Source organism: Pseudomonas sp. 37 R 15 (assembly GCF_900004865.1).
Lineage (GTDB): Bacteria > Pseudomonadota > Gammaproteobacteria > Pseudomonadales > Pseudomonadaceae > Aquipseudomonas > Aquipseudomonas fluorescens_AM.
In genome coordinates this window covers 233,364-253,505 of the sequence record NZ_CVTV01000048.1, presented here as the reverse complement: position 1 = coordinate 253,505, position 20,142 = coordinate 233,364, and the positions used below count along the sequence as shown (strand labels likewise).

The 20,142-nt window shown below is 61.7% G+C and carries 14 protein-coding genes; 10 read left to right on the top strand and 4 right to left on the bottom strand.

Annotated features, from left to right (window positions below; genetic code table 11):
* Nucleotides 1-71 precede the first annotated feature (71 nt).
* Nucleotides 72-374: a transposase gene (locus tag BFQ04_RS30470; RefSeq protein ID WP_065949522.1), complete on the top strand. Its 303-nt coding sequence runs from the start codon at nt 72-74 to the stop codon at nt 372-374.
* On the top strand, nt 371-1,207 hold the full coding sequence (locus BFQ04_RS15400) for an IS3 family transposase (protein WP_065949523.1): 837 nt from the start codon (nt 371-373) through the stop codon (nt 1,205-1,207). The genes BFQ04_RS30470 and BFQ04_RS15400 overlap by 4 nt, the downstream gene beginning before the upstream one ends.
* A gap of 525 nt (nt 1,208-1,732) precedes the next feature.
* Here BFQ04_RS15400 and msrA read toward each other — a convergent pair.
* From msrA to aceE, 4 genes are all read right to left on the bottom strand, one after another.
* Nucleotides 1,733-2,380 (bottom strand): peptide-methionine (S)-S-oxide reductase MsrA, encoded by a 648-nt coding sequence (gene msrA / locus BFQ04_RS15395; protein ID WP_065951563.1) that lies wholly within the window; start codon nt 2,378-2,380, stop codon nt 1,733-1,735.
* Nucleotides 2,381-2,452: 72 nt separating this feature from the next.
* Entirely contained in the window at nt 2,453-5,146 is a 2,694-nt protein-coding gene (locus tag BFQ04_RS15390) for a putative bifunctional diguanylate cyclase/phosphodiesterase (protein ID WP_065951562.1), read from the bottom strand.
* Nucleotides 5,147-5,449: 303 nt separating this feature from the next.
* Entirely contained in the window at nt 5,450-7,117 is a 1,668-nt protein-coding gene (gene aceF, locus BFQ04_RS15385; RefSeq protein ID WP_065951561.1) for a dihydrolipoyllysine-residue acetyltransferase, read from the bottom strand.
* 11 nt (nt 7,118-7,128) lie between these two features.
* Entirely contained in the window at nt 7,129-9,774 is a 2,646-nt protein-coding gene (gene aceE, locus BFQ04_RS15380) for a pyruvate dehydrogenase (acetyl-transferring), homodimeric type (RefSeq protein ID WP_065886576.1), read from the bottom strand.
* Between the two features lie 383 nt (nt 9,775-10,157).
* On the opposite strand from aceE, the gene glnE reads away from it, so the two are divergent.
* From glnE to BFQ04_RS15340, 8 genes are read left to right on the top strand one after another with little or no spacing between them, the layout of a single operon-like run.
* A complete protein-coding gene (gene glnE / locus BFQ04_RS15375; protein ID WP_065951560.1) occupies nt 10,158-13,097 on the top strand; it encodes a bifunctional [glutamate--ammonia ligase]-adenylyl-L-tyrosine phosphorylase/[glutamate--ammonia-ligase] adenylyltransferase in 2,940 nt (979 codons plus the stop codon).
* A 54-nt stretch (nt 13,098-13,151) separates the two neighbouring features.
* Nucleotides 13,152-14,186, top strand: coding sequence for a lipopolysaccharide heptosyltransferase II (gene waaF / locus BFQ04_RS15370; RefSeq protein WP_065951559.1), 1,035 nt, complete (start codon nt 13,152-13,154; stop codon nt 14,184-14,186).
* A 1-nt stretch (nt 14,187) separates the two neighbouring features.
* A complete protein-coding gene (gene waaC, locus BFQ04_RS15365) occupies nt 14,188-15,249 on the top strand; it encodes a lipopolysaccharide heptosyltransferase I (RefSeq protein WP_065951558.1) in 1,062 nt (353 codons plus the stop codon).
* Nucleotides 15,249-16,373 carry a glycosyltransferase family 4 protein gene (locus tag BFQ04_RS15360; RefSeq protein ID WP_065951557.1) on the top strand — a complete coding sequence of 375 codons (1,125 nt, stop codon included), beginning with the start codon at nt 15,249-15,251 and terminating at the stop codon, nt 16,371-16,373. Before waaC ends, BFQ04_RS15360 begins: the two co-directional genes overlap by 1 nt.
* The gene (gene rfaP, locus BFQ04_RS15355) at nt 16,370-17,176 is read left to right on the top strand and encodes a lipopolysaccharide core heptose(I) kinase RfaP (RefSeq protein WP_065951556.1); all 807 of its coding nucleotides are present in this window, start codon (nt 16,370-16,372) and stop codon (nt 17,174-17,176) included. The genes BFQ04_RS15360 and rfaP overlap by 4 nt, the downstream gene beginning before the upstream one ends.
* Complete coding sequence (locus tag BFQ04_RS15350) at nt 17,176-17,910, top strand: lipopolysaccharide kinase InaA family protein (RefSeq protein WP_065951555.1); 735 nt, start codon at nt 17,176-17,178, stop codon at nt 17,908-17,910. Before rfaP ends, BFQ04_RS15350 begins: the two co-directional genes overlap by 1 nt.
* The gene (locus BFQ04_RS15345; protein WP_065951554.1) at nt 17,907-18,659 is read left to right on the top strand and encodes a lipopolysaccharide kinase InaA family protein; all 753 of its coding nucleotides are present in this window, start codon (nt 17,907-17,909) and stop codon (nt 18,657-18,659) included. The genes BFQ04_RS15350 and BFQ04_RS15345 overlap by 4 nt, the downstream gene beginning before the upstream one ends.
* A complete protein-coding gene (locus BFQ04_RS15340; RefSeq protein ID WP_065951553.1) occupies nt 18,659-20,110 on the top strand; it encodes a lipopolysaccharide kinase InaA family protein in 1,452 nt (483 codons plus the stop codon). Before BFQ04_RS15345 ends, BFQ04_RS15340 begins: the two co-directional genes overlap by 1 nt.
* Nucleotides 20,111-20,142 lie beyond the last annotated feature (32 nt).

Here is a 20,142-nt window from a genome sequence, read left to right as displayed (position 1 = left end):
TGAACTGGCCTAATGATTTTGGACACTTCAATCGGGCGCTATGATAGCGCCCAAATCTGAGGTGTTTGGTTATGCGTAAATCTTATTCGAGTGAGTTCAAGCTCAAGGCTGCCAGCATGGTGTTGGATGAAGGTCAGCCGGTTACCGAGGTGTGTGCCACCCTGGATATCGGCCCCACAGCCCTGCGCCGCTGGGTCGATCAAGTGCAAAAAGAACGCTTGGGCTCGACCCCGGTAGGGGCCAAGGCGATTACTGCTGATCAACGAGAAATCCAGAGGCTCAAAGCTCTGCTCAGAGAGAAAGACCTGGATATCGAAATTCTAAAAAAGGCCAGTGCTCTCCTGCTTTTGGACGCCAAAGATCATTCACGTTGATCGATGAGCTGGACGAGCAGTACGGCGTTAAAAGGTGTTGCCAGGCGTTTGGGGTCAACCGCAGTAGCTTCTACGCCTGGCGCCAGCGCCAAGGCAGAGCAAATCCTGAGAGGGATAAGCTCAAAGCCGCGCTGGTCAGGCACCACAAGGCGTCCAGAGAGTCGGCCGGTGCACGTACGTTGTCCAAGGAGCTACAAGCCAAAGGGCATCGTATCGGGCGTTATATGGCTCGCAGTTTGATGCGCGAAGCTGGCATCGCCAGCCGTCAGCGCAGGCGCCATAAGTACAGGTCGCCGGGCGTGGAGGCCTTGGTGGCGCCGCACGTGCTCAAGCGAAAATTTGATGTGACGGCGGTTAATCAGGTGTGGTGTGGCGACGTGACATATATCAAGGTCGGCAAGCGGTGGATGTACTTCGCCGCCGTTCTGGATTTGTACGCTCGCAGGATCGTGGGCTGGTCGTTCTCGATGATTTCTGATGCCAACCTGACCTGCGAAGCGCTACGCATGGCGGTTGAGCTACGCGGCCATCCCCAGGATGTGTTGTTTCATTCTGACCAAGGTTGTCAGTACACCAGTCATAAATTCCGAAACGAGCTGCTGAAACAGGGGTTTAGGCAGAGTATGAGCCGTAAAGGCGAATGCTGGGACAACGCCCCGATGGAGCGTTTCTTTGGCAGCTTGAAATCAGAGTGGGTGCCTGAAACGGGCTACAAACTGGAACATGAGGCCCGAGCAGACGTGCAGCGCTATGTCTCGCGCTACAACATCAGCAGGCCTCATAGCTACAACGACTACCGGTCGCCGGTCGTGAAGGAAAGGTTGGCGGCGTGAACCTTAATCAGTGTCCAAGATTACTTGACCAGTTCAGCTTGCCCCCGATGGCTGGGTGTCAGTCATTACATCTGGAACTGACACTCCGCTATCGGGGGCAAGCCCCCTCCCACATTTTTGATCTGTGTTGTGCTTTAGATCGGAGAGGTCAGGCCAGTGCGGCCGATCCATGGATTGGCTTATCGCGGAGTAACCGGCTCTGAAGCCAAGCACGGATCCAATGTGGGAGGGGGCTTGCCCCCGATGGCTGGGTGTCAGTCATTACATCTGTAACTGACACTCCGCTATCGGGGGCAAGCCCCCTCCCACATTTTTGATCTGTGTTGTGCTCTAGATCGGGCAGGTCATGCCGGTGCCGCCGATCCATGGATTGGCTTATCGCGGAGTAACCGGTTTTCAAGCAAACACAAAACCCAATGTGGGAGGGGGCTTGCCCCCGATTGCTGGGTGTCAGTCATTACATCTGTAACTGACACTCCGCTATCGGGGGCAAGCCCCCTCCCACATTTTGATCGGCGTTGTTTTTTAGATCGGGCAGGTCACGCCTGTGCCGCCGATCCCGCAATAGCCTTGCGGGTTCTTCGCCAGGTACTGCTGGTGATACGCCTCGGCGAAGTACACCGTCGGCGCTTCGTCGATTTCGGTGGTGATCTCACCCAGGCCGGCGTTGGTCAGCTCTTGCTGATACGCCTGGGCACTGGCCTTGGCGGCCGCCAGTTGCTCCGGCGTGGTGGCATAAATCACCGAACGGTACTGGCTGCCGATGTCGTTGCCCTGGCGCATGCCCTGGGTCGGGTTGTGCAGTTCCCAGAACATCTTCAGCAGGTCTTCGTATTTCAATTTGGCCTGGTCGTACACCACCAGCACCACTTCGCTGTGGCCGGTCAGGCCTGAGCAGACTTCTTCGTAGGTCGGGTTCGGCGTGAAGCCGCCGGCGTAGCCGACCACGGTGCTGACCACCCCATCGCGCTCCCAGAATTTACGCTCAGCGCCCCAGAAACAACCGAGGCCGAAGATCGCGAAACCCACGTCGTCGGTAAAGGGGCCCAGCAACGGGTTGCCGTTGACGAAGTGAGTTTCCGGCAATGCCATCGGGGTTTCGCGGCCAGGCAACGCTTGTTCTTGAGTAGGCAGCACGTTTTTGTTCACCAGAATTTCCGAGCGCAAGACCATGATCAGTCCTCTCGTCAGGTTGAGTTACAGTAAATTTTCAGACAGCCAGTGTGCCCGAGTGTTACCGCGCTGTCAGGCAATTGGCCCGCGTGGATAGCGTTTAAGCTTTTCCAGCAGCTCTGCACCGGGGATTGGCCGATCGAACAGATAGCCCTGGCCCACGTCGCAACGGTGCCGGCGCAGGAACGCCAGTTGCTCGGCGGTCTCGATGCCTTCGGCTACCACCTTGAGCTTGAGGTTGTGGGCCATGGCGATAACCGCCGAGGTGATCTCCATGTCGTCCTGGTTATCCGGGATTTCGTGGATAAAGCTCCGGTCGATCTTAATGATGTCGATGGGGAATTTTTTCAAGTAGCTCAGCGACGAGTAACCGGTGCCGAAGTCGTCCATGGCCAGGGTCAGGCCAAAGCTTTTCAACTGGTCCAGTTGCAGGCGCGTGTCTTCGGTGGCTTCCAGCAGCAGGCCTTCGGTCAGCTCCAGCTCCAGCAGATTGGCCGGCAACTGTTCTTCCTTGAGGATCGTGGCAATCGAGGCCACCAGGTCCGGGTCGGAAAACTGCTTGGGCGACAGGTTGATTGCAACCTGCAAATTACCCAGGCCCGCCGCCGTCAATTGACGGCTCATGCGGCACGCCTGACGGGCGACCCATTTGCCGATGGGGATGATCAAGCCGGTCTCTTCGGCCACGCTGATGAACTGGTCGGGGCGGATCATGCCCTTGTCCGGGTGGTTCCAGCGCAACAGCGCTTCCATGCCCAGCAGGCGACCACTGCGCAGGCACAGCTTGGGCTGGTAGAACACGTCCAGCTCATTCTGGGTCAGGGCGCGGCGCAGGTTGTTTTCCACAAACAGCTTGTAGCTCGCCTCGGCATTCAGCGCTTCGGTAAACACCTGCACCTGGTGTTTGCCGTTGGCCTTGGCCTTGTGCAGGGCCAGGCCGGCGTTGCGCATCAGGGTCTGCGGGTCGCGCCCGTGCAGCGGCGCGCAGGCCAGGCCCACGGAGCCGGTCACGCTGATCAACTGGTTGTCGACAAACATCGGCTTGTCGAGGGTGGCCAGCAACTGGCTGGCCACCTGCTGGCCGGTCTCCATGTCGGCGTCGTCGAGCAGCACCGCAAACTCGTTACTGGCAAAGCGCGCCAGGCTGCCGCCGCTGCTCAAACTGTTGCGCAGACGGCGGGCCAGGCTGATCAGCAACTTGTCACCGGTCTGATGGCCGAGACTGTCGTTGATCCGCTTGAAGTTGTCGATGTCCACCAGCAGCAGGCTGATCGGGCTGTCGCTGTCGCGGGTAAAGCGCTCGTCGAGGTTGCGGATGAACGCCGGGCGGTTGCCCAGGTTGGTCAGGTTGTCGGTGTAGGCCAGGCGTTCGATGCGCTGTTGCGCCAGCTTGGTCTGGGTAATGTCTTCGTAGATGCCGATGTAATGGGTCAACTCACGGTTGTCGCCATACACCTTGGAAATCGACAACTGGCCCCAGTAGGGTTCCAGGTTTTTGCGCCGGCTTTTGAATTCGCCTTGCCAGCTGTTGCTTTTGGCCAGGACCGACGGCGCGTCGAACAGCAATTCGCTGAGGTTCTCCAGGGCCGGCAACTGCGCCAGGCGGTGGCCGTGCACTTCTTCGGCGCTGTATTGGGTAATGGCGGTAAAGCTTGGGTTGACGTACTCCACCACGCCATCGCAATTGACCAGCAGAAAAGCGTTGGCGCTCTGTTCCACCGCGCGCTGGAACAGGTGCAGGGCGCTGGTGGCGGTGCGCCGGTTGTGGTTGTTGATGACTTGGGCGAACTGGTCCGCCAGCTCGCCGGCAAAGGCGATCTCATCGGACTGCCATGCCCGCGAACTGCCGCTTTGCTCCAGGCACAGCACGCCGACGACCTGGCCATCCACCCGGATGCTCGCGTCGAGCATGGCGTGGACATCCTTGGCGATCAGGCTTTCGGCCATTTCCCGGGTGCGTGGGTCGCGCATGGCATTGGTGGCATCGATGGCGCGACTGCTGTGCAGGGCTTCGAGGTAATCGGGGAAGCAACTGGCGTCGATCGCTTCGGGCAAATGGTGGCGTTGATCGGCGCGGTGATAGGCCGAAATCGGCACCAGGCGCTGGCCTTCCAGATTCCAGATGCTGGCGCAATCGATCTGATAGATGTCGCAGGCGCTGCGGGTGATCAATTCGGCGGCTTCTTGCAGCGAATTGGGTGTGGTGTAGCGCTGGCGCGCCAGCAGCAGGATCAACTCCTGCTGGGCGCGCACCCGCTCCAGGTGCTGCAGTTGCTCCTGCTGCGCGCGCTGGTTGAGTTCCAGGGCGATTTGCAGGCGGCTGTTCTGGTTTTCCAGGTCGGCGGTCGGCACCGTGACGGGAAGTTCGCTGAACAGGCCATCCACCACCATCAGGTAGCCGCGCAGCAGGTGACGGTTGTGTTGTTTATAGGCCTCGCCCATTTCGAGCAGGCTCAGCGGGCCATCGTTGGTGTGCAGGGTGTAGCGCACCAGGTAGTGGGCGCTGTGGGTCAGTTGCTGCTGGATCGCGTCGTGCAGTTGATAGCGCGCCTGGGGTTCCATCAGGCTGGCGTACGGCGTGCCCAGCAGGGCGCACAGTTCGACCGCCGACAAGCCGAATTGGCGCTCGCAATTGGGGTCGAGGTAGAGCAGCGCCCAGCTTGCCTCATTCAGCCGCTCGAAACGCAGCATACCGAGGCGCGAAGGCACCGGTAATTGCGTCACTACCTCGGTCGCCATTCGGGCAACATCGGGTTGGCTTTTCATGGGGGAAACTCGCTTGGGAAAATGCGCACGACGCCGGGCTCACGCCCCTCTTTACTGTTGCTTGCGGCAAGGTTGCATCATGCGGCACGCACTGACAAGAGAGGATGAAGGCTAAGTGCTATAAGGCTGTTATCGGCCACGCGGGGGATTTCTGCAATCAAAGTGACGGAAGGTGTACAAGCCTGTCCTGTGTGTACAAAAAGCCCAAAAAAAAGCCCCGCCAAGTGGCGGGGTTGAGGTACGAGCGTGGCGCTCGGAAATCGAGGCGGCAATGGCCTCCCGTCAGGGGGAGGCCGCTGCGGCTTACAGCAGGATGGTGCGGATGTCGTTCAGCAACTGGCTCAGGCGCTGGGTGAAGCGTGCCGCCGCGGCGCCGTTGATCACGCGGTGATCGTAGGACAACGACAGTGGCAGCATCAGCTTGGGCTGGAACGCTTTACCGTCCCAGACAGGCTGGATGGTTGCCTTGGACACACCCAGGATCGCCACTTCCGGCGCATTGACGATTGGCGTGAAGCCCGTACCGCCAATGTGCCCGAGGCTGGAGATGGTGAAGCATGCGCCCTGCATGTCGTCCGGGGTGAGCTTCTTGTCGCGGGCCTTGGCGGCCAGCGCAGCAGCTTCGCCAGCCAGTTGCAGCAGGCTCTTCTGGTCGACGTTCTTGATGACCGGTACCAGCAGGCCGTCAGGCGTGTCGACCGCAAAGCCGATGTGCACGTACTTCTTGCGGATGATCGCTTTACCGCTTGGCGCCAGCGAGCTGTTGAAGTCCGGCAGTTCCTTGAGCAGGTGCGCACAGGCCTTGAGCAGCAGGGGCAGCACGGTCAGTTTCACACCGGCCTTCTCGGCCACGGCTTTCTGCGCAACGCGGAAGGCTTCCAGGTCGGTGATATCGGCCTGGTCGAACTGAGTCACGTGCGGGATGTTCAGCCAGCTCGCGTGCAGACCGGCCGCGCCGATCTGCATCAGGCGGGTCATCGGCACTTCTTCGATTTCGCCGAAACGGCTGAAATCGACGGTACGGATCGGCGGAATGCCCGAGCCGCCGGTAGCGCCGCCGGCAGCTGGCGCTTCCTTGGCCTTCTGCATCATGGTCTTGACGTAAGCCTGCACGTCTTCCTTCAGCACGCGACCGTGAGGACCGCTGGCCGAGACGGCGCTCAGCTCGACGCCGAATTCACGGGCCAGTTGGCGTACAGCCGGGCCGGCGTGAACCTTGGCACCGCTTGGCGCAGGTGCGGCAGCAGCAGGGGCCGGAGCGGCCTCGGCTTTTGCAGCCGGTGCCGCAGCAGGTGTTGCAGCGGCAGCGGCCGGAGCCGCTTCAGCCTTGGCAGCCGGAGCAGCCGCCGTCGCTGGCGCTGGCGCGGCGGCAGGCGCGGCGCCTTGTACTTTCAGCTTGAGGATGAAGTCACCGGTGCCGACTTCGTCTTCCAGCTTGACCGCAATGCTTTCCACCACGCCGGCAGCCGGCGATGGGATTTCCATGGAGGCCTTGTCGGACTCCAGGGTGATCAGCGACTGGTCGGCTTCGACGGTGTCGCCGACCTTGACCAGCAGCTCGATGATCTTGGCCTTGCCCGACGAGCCGATGTCCGGGACGTGAATGTCCTGGACGCTGGCGGCGGCAGGTGCGGCAGCCGGGGCCGCTGGGGCCTCGGCGGCAGCGGCAGGCTGTTCAGCAGCAGGTGCAGGTGCAGCGGCGGCCGGAGCGGCAGCCGCAGGGGCTGCATCGGCAGCGCCTTCGATTTCCAGCTCCAGCAGTTCGTCGCCTTCTTTCAGGCGGTCGCCCAGCTTCACTTTCAGGCTCTTGACCACACCGGCCTTGGGAGCAGGGATTTCCATGCTCGCCTTGTCCGACTCCAGGGTCAGGATGCTCTGGTCAGCTTCGACGGTGTCGCCGACCTTCACAAACAGCTCGATTACTTCACCTTCACCGCTGCCGATGTCAGGTACGCGAATGAGTTCGCTCACAAAAAATCTCCTCAGCAGTCCAGTGGGTTGCGTTTTTCCGGGTTGATCCCGAACTTGACGATAGCGTCAGCCACCACCTTGGGTTCGATCTCACCACGGTCAGCCAAGGCTTCCAGGGCTGCCAACACCACGAAGTGACGGTCGACTTCGAAGAAGTGACGCAGCTTCTTGCGGCTGTCACTGCGGCCGAAACCGTCGGTGCCCAGGACTTTGAATTCCTTGGACGGGACCCACTGGCGAATTTGTTCAGCAAACAGTTTCATGTAGTCGGTAGAGGCGATGACTGGACCTTTACGGCCGGCCAGGCATTCTTCGACATAGCTCTTGGCTGGCTTCTGGCCAGGGTGCAGGCGGTTGCTGCGCTCCACGGCCAGGCCGTCGCGACGCAGTTCGTTGAAGCTGGTCACGCTCCACACGTCGGCGCCGACGTTGAATTCGTCACGCAGGATCTTCGCCGCTTCACGCACTTCGCGCAGGATGGTGCCGGAGCCCATCAGCTGCACGTGGTGCGCCGCTTCCCTGGTGTCTTCTTCGAGCAGGTACATGCCCTTGATGATGCCTTCTTCCACGCCGGCCGGCATGGCTGGCTGCTGGTAGGACTCGTTCATCACGGTGATGTAGTAGAAAACATCCTGCTGCTCTTCGGTCATCTTCTTCATGCCGTCCTGGATGATCACCGCCAGCTCGTAGCCGTAGGTTGGATCAAAGGTGCGGCAGTTCGGGATGGTGGCAGCCAGGATGTGGCTGTGACCGTCTTCGTGTTGCAGGCCTTCGCCGTTCAGCGTGGTGCGGCCGGCGGTGCCGCCGATCAGGAAGCCACGGGTACGGCTGTCGCCGGCTGCCCAGGCCAGGTCGCCAATGCGCTGGAAGCCGAACATCGAGTAGAAGATGTAGAACGGCAGCATCGGCTGGTTGTGGCTGGAGTACGAAGTACCCGCAGCGATGAAGGAGCTCATGGCGCCCGCTTCGTTGATGCCTTCTTCGAGGATCTGGCCTTTCTTGTCTTCCTTGTAGAACATCACCTGGTCTTTATCGACTGGCTCGTAGAGCTGGCCGACGGAGGAGTAGATGCCCAACTGACGGAACATACCTTCCATACCGAAGGTACGGGCTTCGTCCGGGATGATCGGGACGATGCGCGAACCGATTTCCTTGTCCTTGACCAGTTGCGCGAGGATGCGCACGAAGGCCATGGTGGTGGAGATTTCACGGTCGCCCGAGCCGTCCAGGATCGCCTTGAGGGTATCGAGTGGCGGCGTCGGGATGCTCATGCTCTTGGCGCGGCGTTGCGGCACGAAACCGCCCAGTGCGCTACGACGCTCGCTGAGGTAGCGGGCTTCGGCGCTGTTCGGCTCAGGCTTGAAGAACGGCAGGTTCTCCAGCTCTTCGTCCTTGACCGGGATGTCGAAGCGGTCGCGGAACAGCTTCAGGCTGTCGACGTCGACTTTCTTGGTGTTGTGCGCGGTGTTCTTCGCTTCGCCGGCACCGGTGCCATAACCCTTGATGGTCTTGGCCAGGATGACGGTGGGTTGTTCCTTGTGGTTGACCGCTTCGTGGTACGCCGCGTAGACCTTGTACGGGTCGTGGCCGCCACGGTTGAGTTTCCAGATCTCGTCGTCGGACAGGTCGGCAACCATCGCCTTGAGTTCAGGCGTGTTGAAGAAGTGCTCGCGAACAAACGCGCCGTCTTTGGCTTTGTAGTTCTGGTACTCGCCGTCGATGACTTCGTCCATGCGACGCTGCAGGATACCGTCGACGTCCTTGGCCAGCAGTGGGTCCCAGAAACGGCCCCAGATGACTTTGGTCACGTTCCAGTGAGCGCCGCGGAATACGCCTTCGAGTTCCTGGATGATCTTGCCGTTGCCGCGAACCGGGCCGTCGAGGCGCTGCAGGTTGCAGTTGATGACGAAGATCAGGTTGTCCAGCTTCTCGCGGCCGGCCAGGGAGATGGCGCCCAGGGATTCCGGCTCGTCGCACTCGCCGTCGCCCAGGAAGCACCAGACTTTCTGCTTGCCTTCGGGGATGAAGCCACGGGCTTCCAGGTACTTCATGAAGCGTGCCTGGTAGATCGCCTGGATCGGGCCCAGGCCCATGGATACCGTCGGGAACTGCCAGAAATCAGGCATCAGCCAAGGGTGTGGGTAGGACGACAGGCCCTGACCGTCGACTTCCTGGCGGAAGTTGTTCATTTGTTCTTCGCTGATGCGGCCTTCCATGAACGCACGGGCGTAGACGCCGGGCGAAGTGTGGCCCTGGAAGTAGATCAGGTCGCCACCGTGTTCGTCGGTCGGGGCCTGGAAGAAGTAGTTGAAGCCGATGTCATACAGGGTTGCGCTGGAAGCGAAGCTGGAGATGTGACCGCCCAGGTCCGAATCTTTCAAGTTCGTGCGCATTACCATCGCCATGGCGTTCCAGCGTACCAGCGAGCGAATGCGGCGTTCCATGAACAGGTCGCCAGGCATGCGTGCTTCGTGGGTAACGGGGATGGTGTTGCGGTATGGCGTAGTGATGGCGTAAGGCAACTGCGAGCCGCTGCGGGTCGCGAGTTCGCCCATACGGGTCATCAGGTAATGAGCACGGTCTTCGCCTTCTTTGTCGAGAACCGATTCCAGGGCGTCCAGCCATTCCTGGGTTTCGACGGGATCGAGGTCTTGCATGGCTTGCTCCAGGGCGGAAAGGCTACCAGAATCGGTTGCCTGAAGTTTGCGACTGGCCTTGTGGGCAGACGACATAAATTCTTGGATGGCCGAAGGTTGCTTCGGCGTCCTGTAGTTTTACTACAAATCGTCGGCCATTTCAGCCTTTCGAATGTATATACGAGTAGTAAAACTACACAAGACTGAGCGTATGGCTCGGTCTGGCTGGTGAGCATAATCGTTATTGTTGGTCTATTGCGAACAAGAAAAGGTGAAAGTTTGATGTTGCCTGCCAAGATTAATTTAATTTCAGCTATTTCTAACTTTTGTTCGACAGTCCTTCATCGAGCAGGGCTCCTGCGTTCACAACTACCCGCCATTTACCCGCCGATCAAGGATAGACCATGAGCCTTCCAACGCTGGCCGAACTGCCGGCCATTCTGTTGCCTTATGCCAGCCGGGCCGAGCAGTCATTTCGTGACGCTGTGGCCGCGCTGGATGACGATCATGGCCTTTCTGGCTGGACGCCGCAACGCTGGGCCGACTTCGCGCGGGTGTGCGCCGCCAGTGATTTTGTGATTGAACAGAGTGTTCGTGACCCTTTGATGTTGCTCGAACTGGTGGCCTGGGGTGAGCTGGACCGCAGTTTTGCGCCGGGTGAACTGTGCGGGCAGATTGCCGGTGCCGTGCAACAGGCTGAAACAGAAGACCAGATGGGCCGTGTACTGCGCCGCCAGCGCACGCGCCAGCAGGTGCGCATCATCTGGCGCGACCTGACCCGCCAGGCTGACCTGGTGCAAACCTGTCGCGATCTCTCCGACATGGCCGACGCCTGCATTGACCAGGCCTATCAGTGGCTGTACCAGCGCCATTGCGTGCAGTTCGGCACGCCCACCGGGCGGCGCAGCGGTGAGGCGCAGCACATGGTCATCCTCGGCATGGGTAAGCTTGGGGCGGTGGAGCTGAACCTGTCGTCGGATATCGACCTGATCTTCGCTTACCCCGAAGGCGGCGAGACAGTGGGGGTCAAGCGCTCCCTGGATAACCAGGAGTTTTTCATCCGTCTTGGTCAAAAATTGATCAAGGCGCTCGACCCGATGACGGTCGACGGTTTCGTGTTCCGCGTTGACATGCGCCTGCGCCCCTACGGTTCGGCGGGCGCGCTGGTGCTCAGCTTCAATGCGCTGGAGCAGTACTACCAGGACCAGGGCCGCGACTGGGAACGCTACGCCATGATCAAGGCCCGCGTCGTCGCCGGAGACCAGGTGGCCGGCGCGCAACTGCTCGACATGCTGCGCCCGTTCGTCTATCGCCGTTACCTGGACTTCTCGGCCATCGAAGCGCTGCGCACCATGAAGCAGTTGATCCAGCAGGAAGTTCGGCGCAAAGGCATGGCCGACAATATCAAGCTGGGTTCGGGCGGTATTCGCGAGGTCGAATTTATCGCCCAGGCGTTTCAACTGATCCACGGTGGTCGCGACCTCAGCCTGCAGCAACGCCCGCTGTTGAACGTGCTCGGCACCCTGGAAGGCCAGGGTTACCTGCCGCCGGCGGTGATTGCCGAGCTGCGCAATGGCTACGAATTCCTGCGTTACACCGAACACGCGATCCAGGCGATTGCCGACCGCCAGACCCAGATGCTCCCGGACAGCCCCGAAGACCAGGCGCGCATTGCCTTCATGCTGGGCTTTGCCGATTGGGCCGCGTTCCACGAGCGCCTGATGTATTGGCGTGGGCGGGTGGATTGGCATTTCCGCCAAGTGATTGCCGACCCTGATGAAGAAGAGGGTGAAGAAAGCGAGTTGGTCGTCGGCGGAGAATGGCTGCCGCTGTGGGAAGAGTCCCAGGACGACGACGCGGCCTGCCGCCAATTGGGCGAAGGCGGCTTTACTGACGCGCCCAAGGCGCTCAAAGCCCTGGCCGGCCTGCGCGGTAGCCCGCAACTGCGCGCCATGCAGCGCCTCGGTCGCGAGCGGCTGGATGCGTTTATCCCGCGCTTGCTGGCGCAGGCGGTCGAGCACGCCAATCCGGACCTGGTACTTGAGCGCGTATTGCCGCTGGTGGAAGCCGTCGCCCGGCGTTCCGCGTACCTGGTGCTGCTCACCGAAAACCCCGACGCCCTGCGCCGTCTGCTGACCCTGTGCGCCGCGAGCCCGTGGATCGCCGAGCAGATCACGCGCTTTCCGCTGTTGCTGGATGAATTGCTCAACGAAGGGCGCCTGTTCAAGCCACCGCTGGCGCCGGAACTGGCCGCCGAGTTGCGCGAGCGCCTCACGCGTATCCCCGAAGACGACCTCGAGCAGCAGATGGAAGCGCTGCGCCATTTCAAACTGGCGCACCGTCTGCGCGTGGCCGCGTCGGAAATCGCCGGTAGCCTGCCGTTGATGAAAGTCAGCGACTACCTCACCTGGCTCGCCGAAGCCATTCTCGAGCAAGTGCTGGCCCTGGCCTGGCGCCAGACCGTGGCCCGGCATGGCTCGCCGCAACGGCTGGACGGCAGCCTGTGCGATCCCGGGTTCATCATTGTCGGTTACGGAAAGGTCGGCGGTATCGAACTGGGGCATGGTTCGGACCTGGACCTGGTGTTTATCCATGACGGCGACCCGCAGGCCGAGACCGACGGCGCCAAGCCGATCGACGGCGCGCAGTTCTTCACGCGCCTGGGCCAGCGCATCATTCATCTGCTGACCACCCAGACCAACTCCGGCCAGTTGTACGAAGTGGATATGCGTCTGCGACCTTCAGGCGCGTCCGGCTTGTTGGTCAGTTCGCTGGGCGCGTTTGACCGCTATCAACAAAATGAAGCCTGGACCTGGGAGCATCAGGCGCTGATTCGCGCACGTGTCCTGGTCGGCAGCCAGGATGTGGGCCATGCATTCGAGCAGGTACGCGCTAACGTGTTGGGGCGTGAGCGGGATCTGGCCAAGCTGCGCCTGGAGGTCAGTGAGATGCGCGCCAAGATGCGCGATAACCTGGGTACCAGGGCCACAGCGGCCGGCAGGGGCGCCAATGCCTTTGAAGCCACGGCGCTGTTCGACCTCAAGCAGGACGCCGGAGGTATCGTCGATATTGAATTTATGGTGCAATACGCGGCTTTGGCGTGGTCTGCGCAACATCCATCGTTGCTGCGCTACACCGACAATATCCGCATCCTCGAGGGCCTGGAGCAGGTCGGGCTGATGCCCGCCGCCGATGCTCACTTGTTGCGTGAAGTGTATAAGGCCTACCGCTCAGCCGCGCACCGCCAAGCCTTGCAGAACGAGGCCGGTACGGTGCCCGGTGACCAGTTCGCCGACGAACGGCGACAGGTGATGCGAATCTGGCAAACGCTGGGCTTGAGCTGAAACACTATTAGGGCGGGGAGGCATAAGCCTCCCCGCATCGTTTGTGGAAATGACATGAATATTCTGATCGTTGGGCCCAGCTGGGTCGGAGACATGGTGATGGCGCAGACACTGTTCCAGTGCCTGCGGCTGCGCTATCCGGACTGCCAGATCGACGTGCTCGCTCCTGAATGGAGCCGGCCGATCCTTGAGCGTATGCCGCAAGTGCGCAAGGCCTTGAGCTTTCCGCTCGGCCATGGCGCGCTGGAATTGGCGACCCGCCGTCGCATCGGCAAAGCCATGGCCGGCCAGTACGACCAGGCCATCCTGTTGCCCAACTCGCTGAAGTCGGCGCTGGTGCCGTTTTTTGCCGGCATCCCCAAGCGTACCGGCTGGCGCGGCGAGTTTCGCTACGTGCTGCTCAATGACGTACGCACCCTGGATAAAGCCCGCTACCCGCTGATGATCGAACGTTTCATGGCCCTGGCCTACGAGCCGGGCGCGCAATTGCCCGAGCCGTACCCGCGCCCCAGCTTGCAGATTGACCCGGTGACCCGTGCTGCGGCGTTGGCCAAGTTCGGCCTGACGCTGGATCGCCCGGTATTGGCGCTGTGCCCGGGCGCCGAGTTCGGCGAGTCCAAGCGCTGGCCGTCGGAGCACTACGCCAACGTTGCCGAGACCAGGATTCGCGAAGGCTGGCAGGTGTGGCTGTTTGGCTCCAAAAACGATCATTCGGTGGGTGAGGATATTCGCCAGCGCCTGATTCCGGGCCTGCGCGAAGAGGCGGTCAACCTCAGTGGCGAAACGTCCCTGGCCGAGGCCATCGACTTGCTGTCCTGCGCCGACGCGGTGGTGTCCAATGATTCGGGCCTGATGCACGTCGCCGCCGCGCTGAATCGTCCCTTGGTGGCGGTGTACGGCTCGACGTCACCCGGCTTCACCCCGCCCCTGGCGGACAAGGTCGAAGTGGTGCGCCTGGGCCTGGATTGCAGCCCCTGTTTTGAGCGCACCTGCCGTTTCGGCCACTACAATTGCCTGCGCCAATTGCTGCCGCAGCCGGTGAACGATGCCTTGCAGCGATTGCAGGGCGACGTGGTCGAGGTTCATTGAGTTGCGGGTACTGGTAATCAAGACCTCATCCCTGGGCGACGTGATCCACGCCTTGCCGGCACTGACCGACGCGGCGCGGGCGATCCCCGGCATCCGTTTCGATTGGGTGGTGGAAGAAGGCTTCGCCGAAATCCCGACCTGGCACCCGGCGGTGGACAAGGTGATCCCGGTGGCGATTCGTCGCTGGCGCAAGAACCTCTGGCAAACCCTCAAGAGCGGCGAATGGCGGCGGTTCAAACAGGCAGTGCAGTCGACCCGATATGACCTGGTGATCGACGCCCAGGGCCTGTTGAAAAGTGCCTGGCTGACGCGCTACGTGCGGGCGCCGGTAGCCGGGTTCGATAAAAGCTCGGCACGCGAACCCCTGGCGGCGCACTTTTATTCCCGCTGCCTGGCCGTGGCCCGTGGGCAACATGCGGTGGAGCGTTTGCGCCAACTGTTTGCCGTGGCGTTGGGTTACGACCTGCCCAAGGGCCTGGGCGACTATGGCCTGAGCGGCGAGAAACTGCTGGGCCTGCCGCCGAAGAAACCCTTCGTGCTGCTGCTGCACGGCACGACCTGGGACACCAAGCACTGGCCCGAGGCCTACTGGCGCGAACTGGCCGAACGCATGGGCCGCCTGGGCGTGGACGTGAAATTGCCGTGGGGCAACGCCGTCGAAAAAGCCCGCGCCGAGCGCCTGGCTCAAGGCCTGGCCAATGCCGAAGTGCTGCCAAAACTGAACCTGGCGGGCGTGGCCCGTGTGTTGGCCGGTGCCCGTGCCTGTGTGGCGGTGGATACCGGCCTGGGCCATCTGGCGGCTGCGCTGGATGTGCCGACCATTTCGCTGTTCGGGCCGACCAATCCTGGGCTCACCGGCGCCTACGGCAAAGCCCAGATCCACCTGGCCAGCGACTGGCCGTGTGCGCCGTGCCTGCAAAAGCAATGCACTTATCAACCCACCGCCGATGACCTGCGGCGGTTCGACATCAAGCGCGAGTCGCCGCTGTGCTTCACGCGCCTGAATCCTGAGCGTGTAGCGAGCCGGCTGAGCACGTTGTTACTGGCTGAGGAGCTGCACTGATGCAACTGGCTTTCGTACTGTACAAATACTTTCCCTTCGGTGGCCTGCAGCGCGACTTCATGCGCATCGCCCTGGAGTGCCAGCAACGCGGACATAAAATCCGCGTGTACACCTTGATTTGGGAGGGTGATATCCCGCCGGGCTTCGAAGTGCTGGTGGCACCGGTCAAGGCCTTCTTCAACCATCGGCGCAACGAAAAGCTCAGCGCCTGGATGAAAGCCGACCTTGCCAGGCGCCCGGTGGATCGCCTGATCGGCTTCAACAAGATGCCCGACCTGGACGTGTACTACGCCGCTGATGGCTGCTTTGAAGACAAGGCGCAAAACCTGCGTCATTCGCTGTACCGCTATTTTGCTCGTTACAAGCACTTTGCCGACTACGAGCGCGCGGTGTTTGCCAAGGACGCCAAGACCGAAATCCTGATGATTTCCGAGGTGCAGCAACCGCTGTTCATCAAGCATTACGCCACACCGCTGGAACGCTTCCATCTGCTGCCGCCGGGCATTGCCCAGGATCGCCGTGCGCCGCCGGATGCGGCCCGGATTCGCGAAGGGTTTCGCAAGGAATTCGGCCTGGGCGAGGATGACTTGCTGCTGGTGCAGATCGGTTCCGGCTTCAAGACCAAGGGCGTCGACCGCAGCCTCAAGGCGCTGGCGGCGTTACCGTCCGAATTGAAGAAACGCACCCGTCTGTTTGTAATCGGCCAGGACGACCCCAAAGTATTCCAATTGCAGAGCGCCACATTGGGTTTGGGCGATAACGTGCAGTTCCTCAAGGGGCGCAGCGACATCCCGCGTTTCCTGCTGGGCGCCGACCTGTTGATCCACCCGGCGTATAACGAAAACACCGGCACTGTTCTGCTCGAAGCCCTGGTGGCCGGGCTGCCGGTGCTGGTCTCGGCGGTCTGTGGTTATGCCCATTACATCGGCGAAGCCGACAGTGGCCTGGTGCTGGATGAGCCGTTCGAACAGGCGCAGCTCAACGGGTACCTGGCGCGGATGTTGTCTGATTCTGCACAGCGCGCGGCCTGGGGCCGCAATGGGTTGGCCTTCGCCGAGACGGCCGACCTCTACAGCATGCCGCAGCACGCTGCGGATGTGATTCTGGCGGAGCCAAAACCATGAAATTGATGCTTGCCGAACCGTTCAAAACCCTCTGGGCCGGGCACGATGCGTTCGCCGCTGTCGAGCGCCTGGAAGGCGAGGTGTACCGTGAACTGGAGGCGCGTCGCACACTGCGTACCGAGGTGGATGGCCGCGGCTATTTTGTGAAGATCCACCGTGGGATCGGCTGGGGCGAGATCGTCAAGAACCTGGTCACCGCCAAGCTGCCAGTGCTGGGCGCCGGTCAGGAATGGCTGGCGATCCAGCGCTTGCAGGCACTGGGCGTGCCGACCATGACCGCCGTGGCCTATGGCGAGCGGGGCAGTAACCCGGCCGATCAGCACTCGTTCATCATTACCGAAGAATTGGCGCCGACTGTCAGCCTGGAAGATTTCAGTATCGACTGGCTCAAGCAGCCGCCGCAGCCGCGTCTCAAGCGCGCGCTGATCGCCGAAGTGGCGCGCATGACCGGCATGATGCATCGCGGCGGCGTCAACCACCGTGACTGTTACATCTGCCACTTCCTGCTGCACACCGATACAGCGGTGACGGCCGACAATTTCAAACTCTCGATCATCGACCTGCACCGCGCCCAGACCCGCGACCGGATCAGCCGGCGCTGGCGCGACAAGGACCTGGCGGCGCTGTACTTCTCGGCGCTGGACATCGGTCTGACCCGCCGCGACAAACTGCGCTTTCTCAAGGGCTATTTCCAGCAGCCGCTGCGCCAGATCCTCGCCGAAGAAGGCGCCCTGTTGCTGTGGCTGCAAGGCAAGGCCGACAAGCTCTACGCGCGCAAGCAGCGTTACGGGGATGCGCTCTGATGGCGGGTTGGACGCTGGAACCGGCCTACGCTGCGCTCTCGGACGACTTTGGCAGCCTGGAAGCGGTGTTCGCCCTGCAGGGTGAGCGCCTGACCCGCGATCCGCTGTCGGAAGTGATCCGGGTGGAGCGGGGCGGGATCAATTATTACGTCAAGCGCTATGTCGGTGCCGGCAAAGGCCTGCGCCGCTACCTGGGCAAGCCGCGGGTGAAGTCCGAATGGCAGAACCTCAAGCGCTTCGCCAAATGGGGCATTCCCACGGCCGATGTGGTGGCTTGGGGCCTGGATCGCAAGGGCCTGGCCTATGACCGCGGTGCAATGATCACCCGGGAATTGCCCAGGACCGAGGATATGTCGCTGTTGGCCGAGCGTAATGACCCGCGCCTGAAAGACCCTCGCTGGGTTGACGGTATCAGCCGTCAGCTCGCCGAGTACACGCGGACCATGCACGATCATCGCTTCACCCATAACGACTTGAAGTGGCGCAACCTGCTGGTGGACGATCAGCGCACCCTGTACATGATCGACTGTCCCAACGGCGATTTCTGGCGCGGCTTCTGGCTCAAATACCGCATTACCAAGGACCTGGCCTGCCTGGACAAGGTCGCCAAGTATCATCTGTCGGCCACCCAGCGCCTGCGTTTCTACATGCAATACCGCCAACGCACGCACCTGACGACGTCAGACAAACAACGGATTCGCCATGTGGTGAAGTTTTTCGAGGGGCGTGAATGAGTGATTTCCTGGCGGCCGAAGACCGCGCGTTGCTTGAGCGCAACGGCCTGGCTACCTTCGACACGTTGTGGGCCAAGCAACTGGATGCGGTGGATGAGCCCAACACCAGCGGCGACGGATGGAGCAGCGTGTATCGCCTGGAACTTGAAGGTCAGGGTTACTACCTCAAGCGCCAGAGCAACTACCTGACGCGTACCTTGCACCGGCCGTTCGGCGAGCCAAGTTTTGCCCGTGAGTTTCGCAATATCAGCCTGTACCGCAAGCTGGGCATTCCTGCCTTGCAGGCGGCGTTCTTCGGCGAGCGCAAGGTCAAGGGCGAGCGCCGCGCGATGTTGCTTACCCGCGCCCTGGACGGTTGGAATGACCTGGACTCGTTGCTGGAGCACTGGTCGCAGTCGAGCGACGTCCAGCAACGCGCCATCCTGCTGGCGTGCGGCAGGCTTGCGCGTCATTTGCACAGCGTAGGGCAGGTGCACGGCTGTTTTTATCCCAAGCATATTTTCCTGCAGGCCACCGCTGACGGTTACGCCGCGCAGTTGATCGACCTCGAGAAAACCCGCCCGCTGTTGTTCGGCTGGCGTGACCGGGTCAAGGACCTGGAGCCGCTGCTGCGGCGCGCGCCGCAGTGGTCGGATGCGCAGGTGCGACAACTCCTGGCGGCGTATCTTGAGCAACCTGAAGACAGTGCACTGGTCGCCACCTGGTATCAGCGTCTTACCGCGCGCCGCAGCCACAAGGAGAACCGCTGATGCGTTTATCCGAGCTGAAACACGCCGGCCGTACTCCCAGCCTGCCGCTGACCCTCGACCTGGTCGATGCGGCAGGCCCTGGGCAATTGCAACTGCTCAGCCTGCTGCGGGTATTGCCGGGGCAGCGCTACGTCGGCGCCGCGGTGTGGCGCGGTCGCCCGGTGCTGGCCAAGCTGCTGGTTGGCAGCTCGGCGGCGCGGCATTTCCAGCGTGAGCGCAGCGGGGTGCGTGTGCTGGCCGAACAAGGCCTGACCACGCCGCTGTTGCTGGCCGACGGCTTGCAGGAAGGCGAGGGTGGCTGGCTGCTGTTCGAGTTTCTTGAAGGCGCCCACAGCCTGGCCGACGCCTGGCACGCTGTCGAAGGCCTGCCGCCATTGGCCGACGAACAAACCGCCGTGCTCGCCGAAGCGCTGGGCGCGATTGCGCAAATGCATGCCAAGGGCTTGTGGCAGGAAGACCTGCACCTGGACAACCTGCTGCGCCAGGGCGGCAGGCTGTATCTGATCGATGGCGCGGGGATTCGTGTCGAAGAGGCGGGCAAGCCGCTGTCGCGCAATCGCGTGCTGGAAAACCTCGGGGTGTTCTTTGCCCAGTTGCCGAAAAACCTCGCGCCTTTTACCGAAGAATTGCTGGTGTATTACCTGCTGGCCAACGGCGAACATGCCTTGCCGCTGGAGGCTCTCGAAAAGCAGGTGCGCAAAGTCAGCGCCTGGCGCTTGCGCGACTACCTGAACAAGGTCGGCCGCGAGTGCACGCTGTTCAGCGTGGTGCGTGGCGCCTTTGGCCTGCGCGCGATTCGCCGTGAGGAAGAGGCGGCCATGCTGCCAGTGCTTGAAAAGGCCGATGCGCTGCTTGACCAGGGCCATCTGTACAAGACCGGCGGCGCCGCGAGCGTGGCCAGGGTCGAGGTGGCCGGCCGACCTCTGGTGATCAAGCGCTACAACATCAAGGGTTTCACCCACTGGCTCAAACGCTTCTGGCGTCCGAGCCGTGCCTGGCATTCCTGGCGCGAAGGCAATCGCCTTGCGTTCCTCGGCTTTGCTACGCCCAAGCCGCTGGCGGTCCTGGAGAAGCGCTTTTTCTGGTTGCGCAGCCGTGCCTATCTGGTCACCGAATACCTGCCGGGGCCGGACATCATCGAGCGCTTTGCGCCCTATGTCGAACGCGGCGACGCGCCGGAAGATGAACTGCTGGCGCTGGACCAGTTGTTCGCCGAGTTGATCGAAGCGCGCATCAGCCATGGGGATTTCAAGGGGCATAACCTGTTCTGGAGCGAAGGACGCTGGGCGATGATCGATCTGGATGCGATGTGCCAGCACCCCTCGGTCGCCAGCTTCGCTGCGGCGTATGCCAAGGATCGTGCGCGGTTCATGCGTAACTGGCCGCAGGACAGTGCGTTGTATCAGGTGATCGATCAGCGGTTGCCCAACGAGGTCAGCGTCGCCGGGTGAAGCGGGCCTGCGGCCCTATCGGGGGCAAGCCC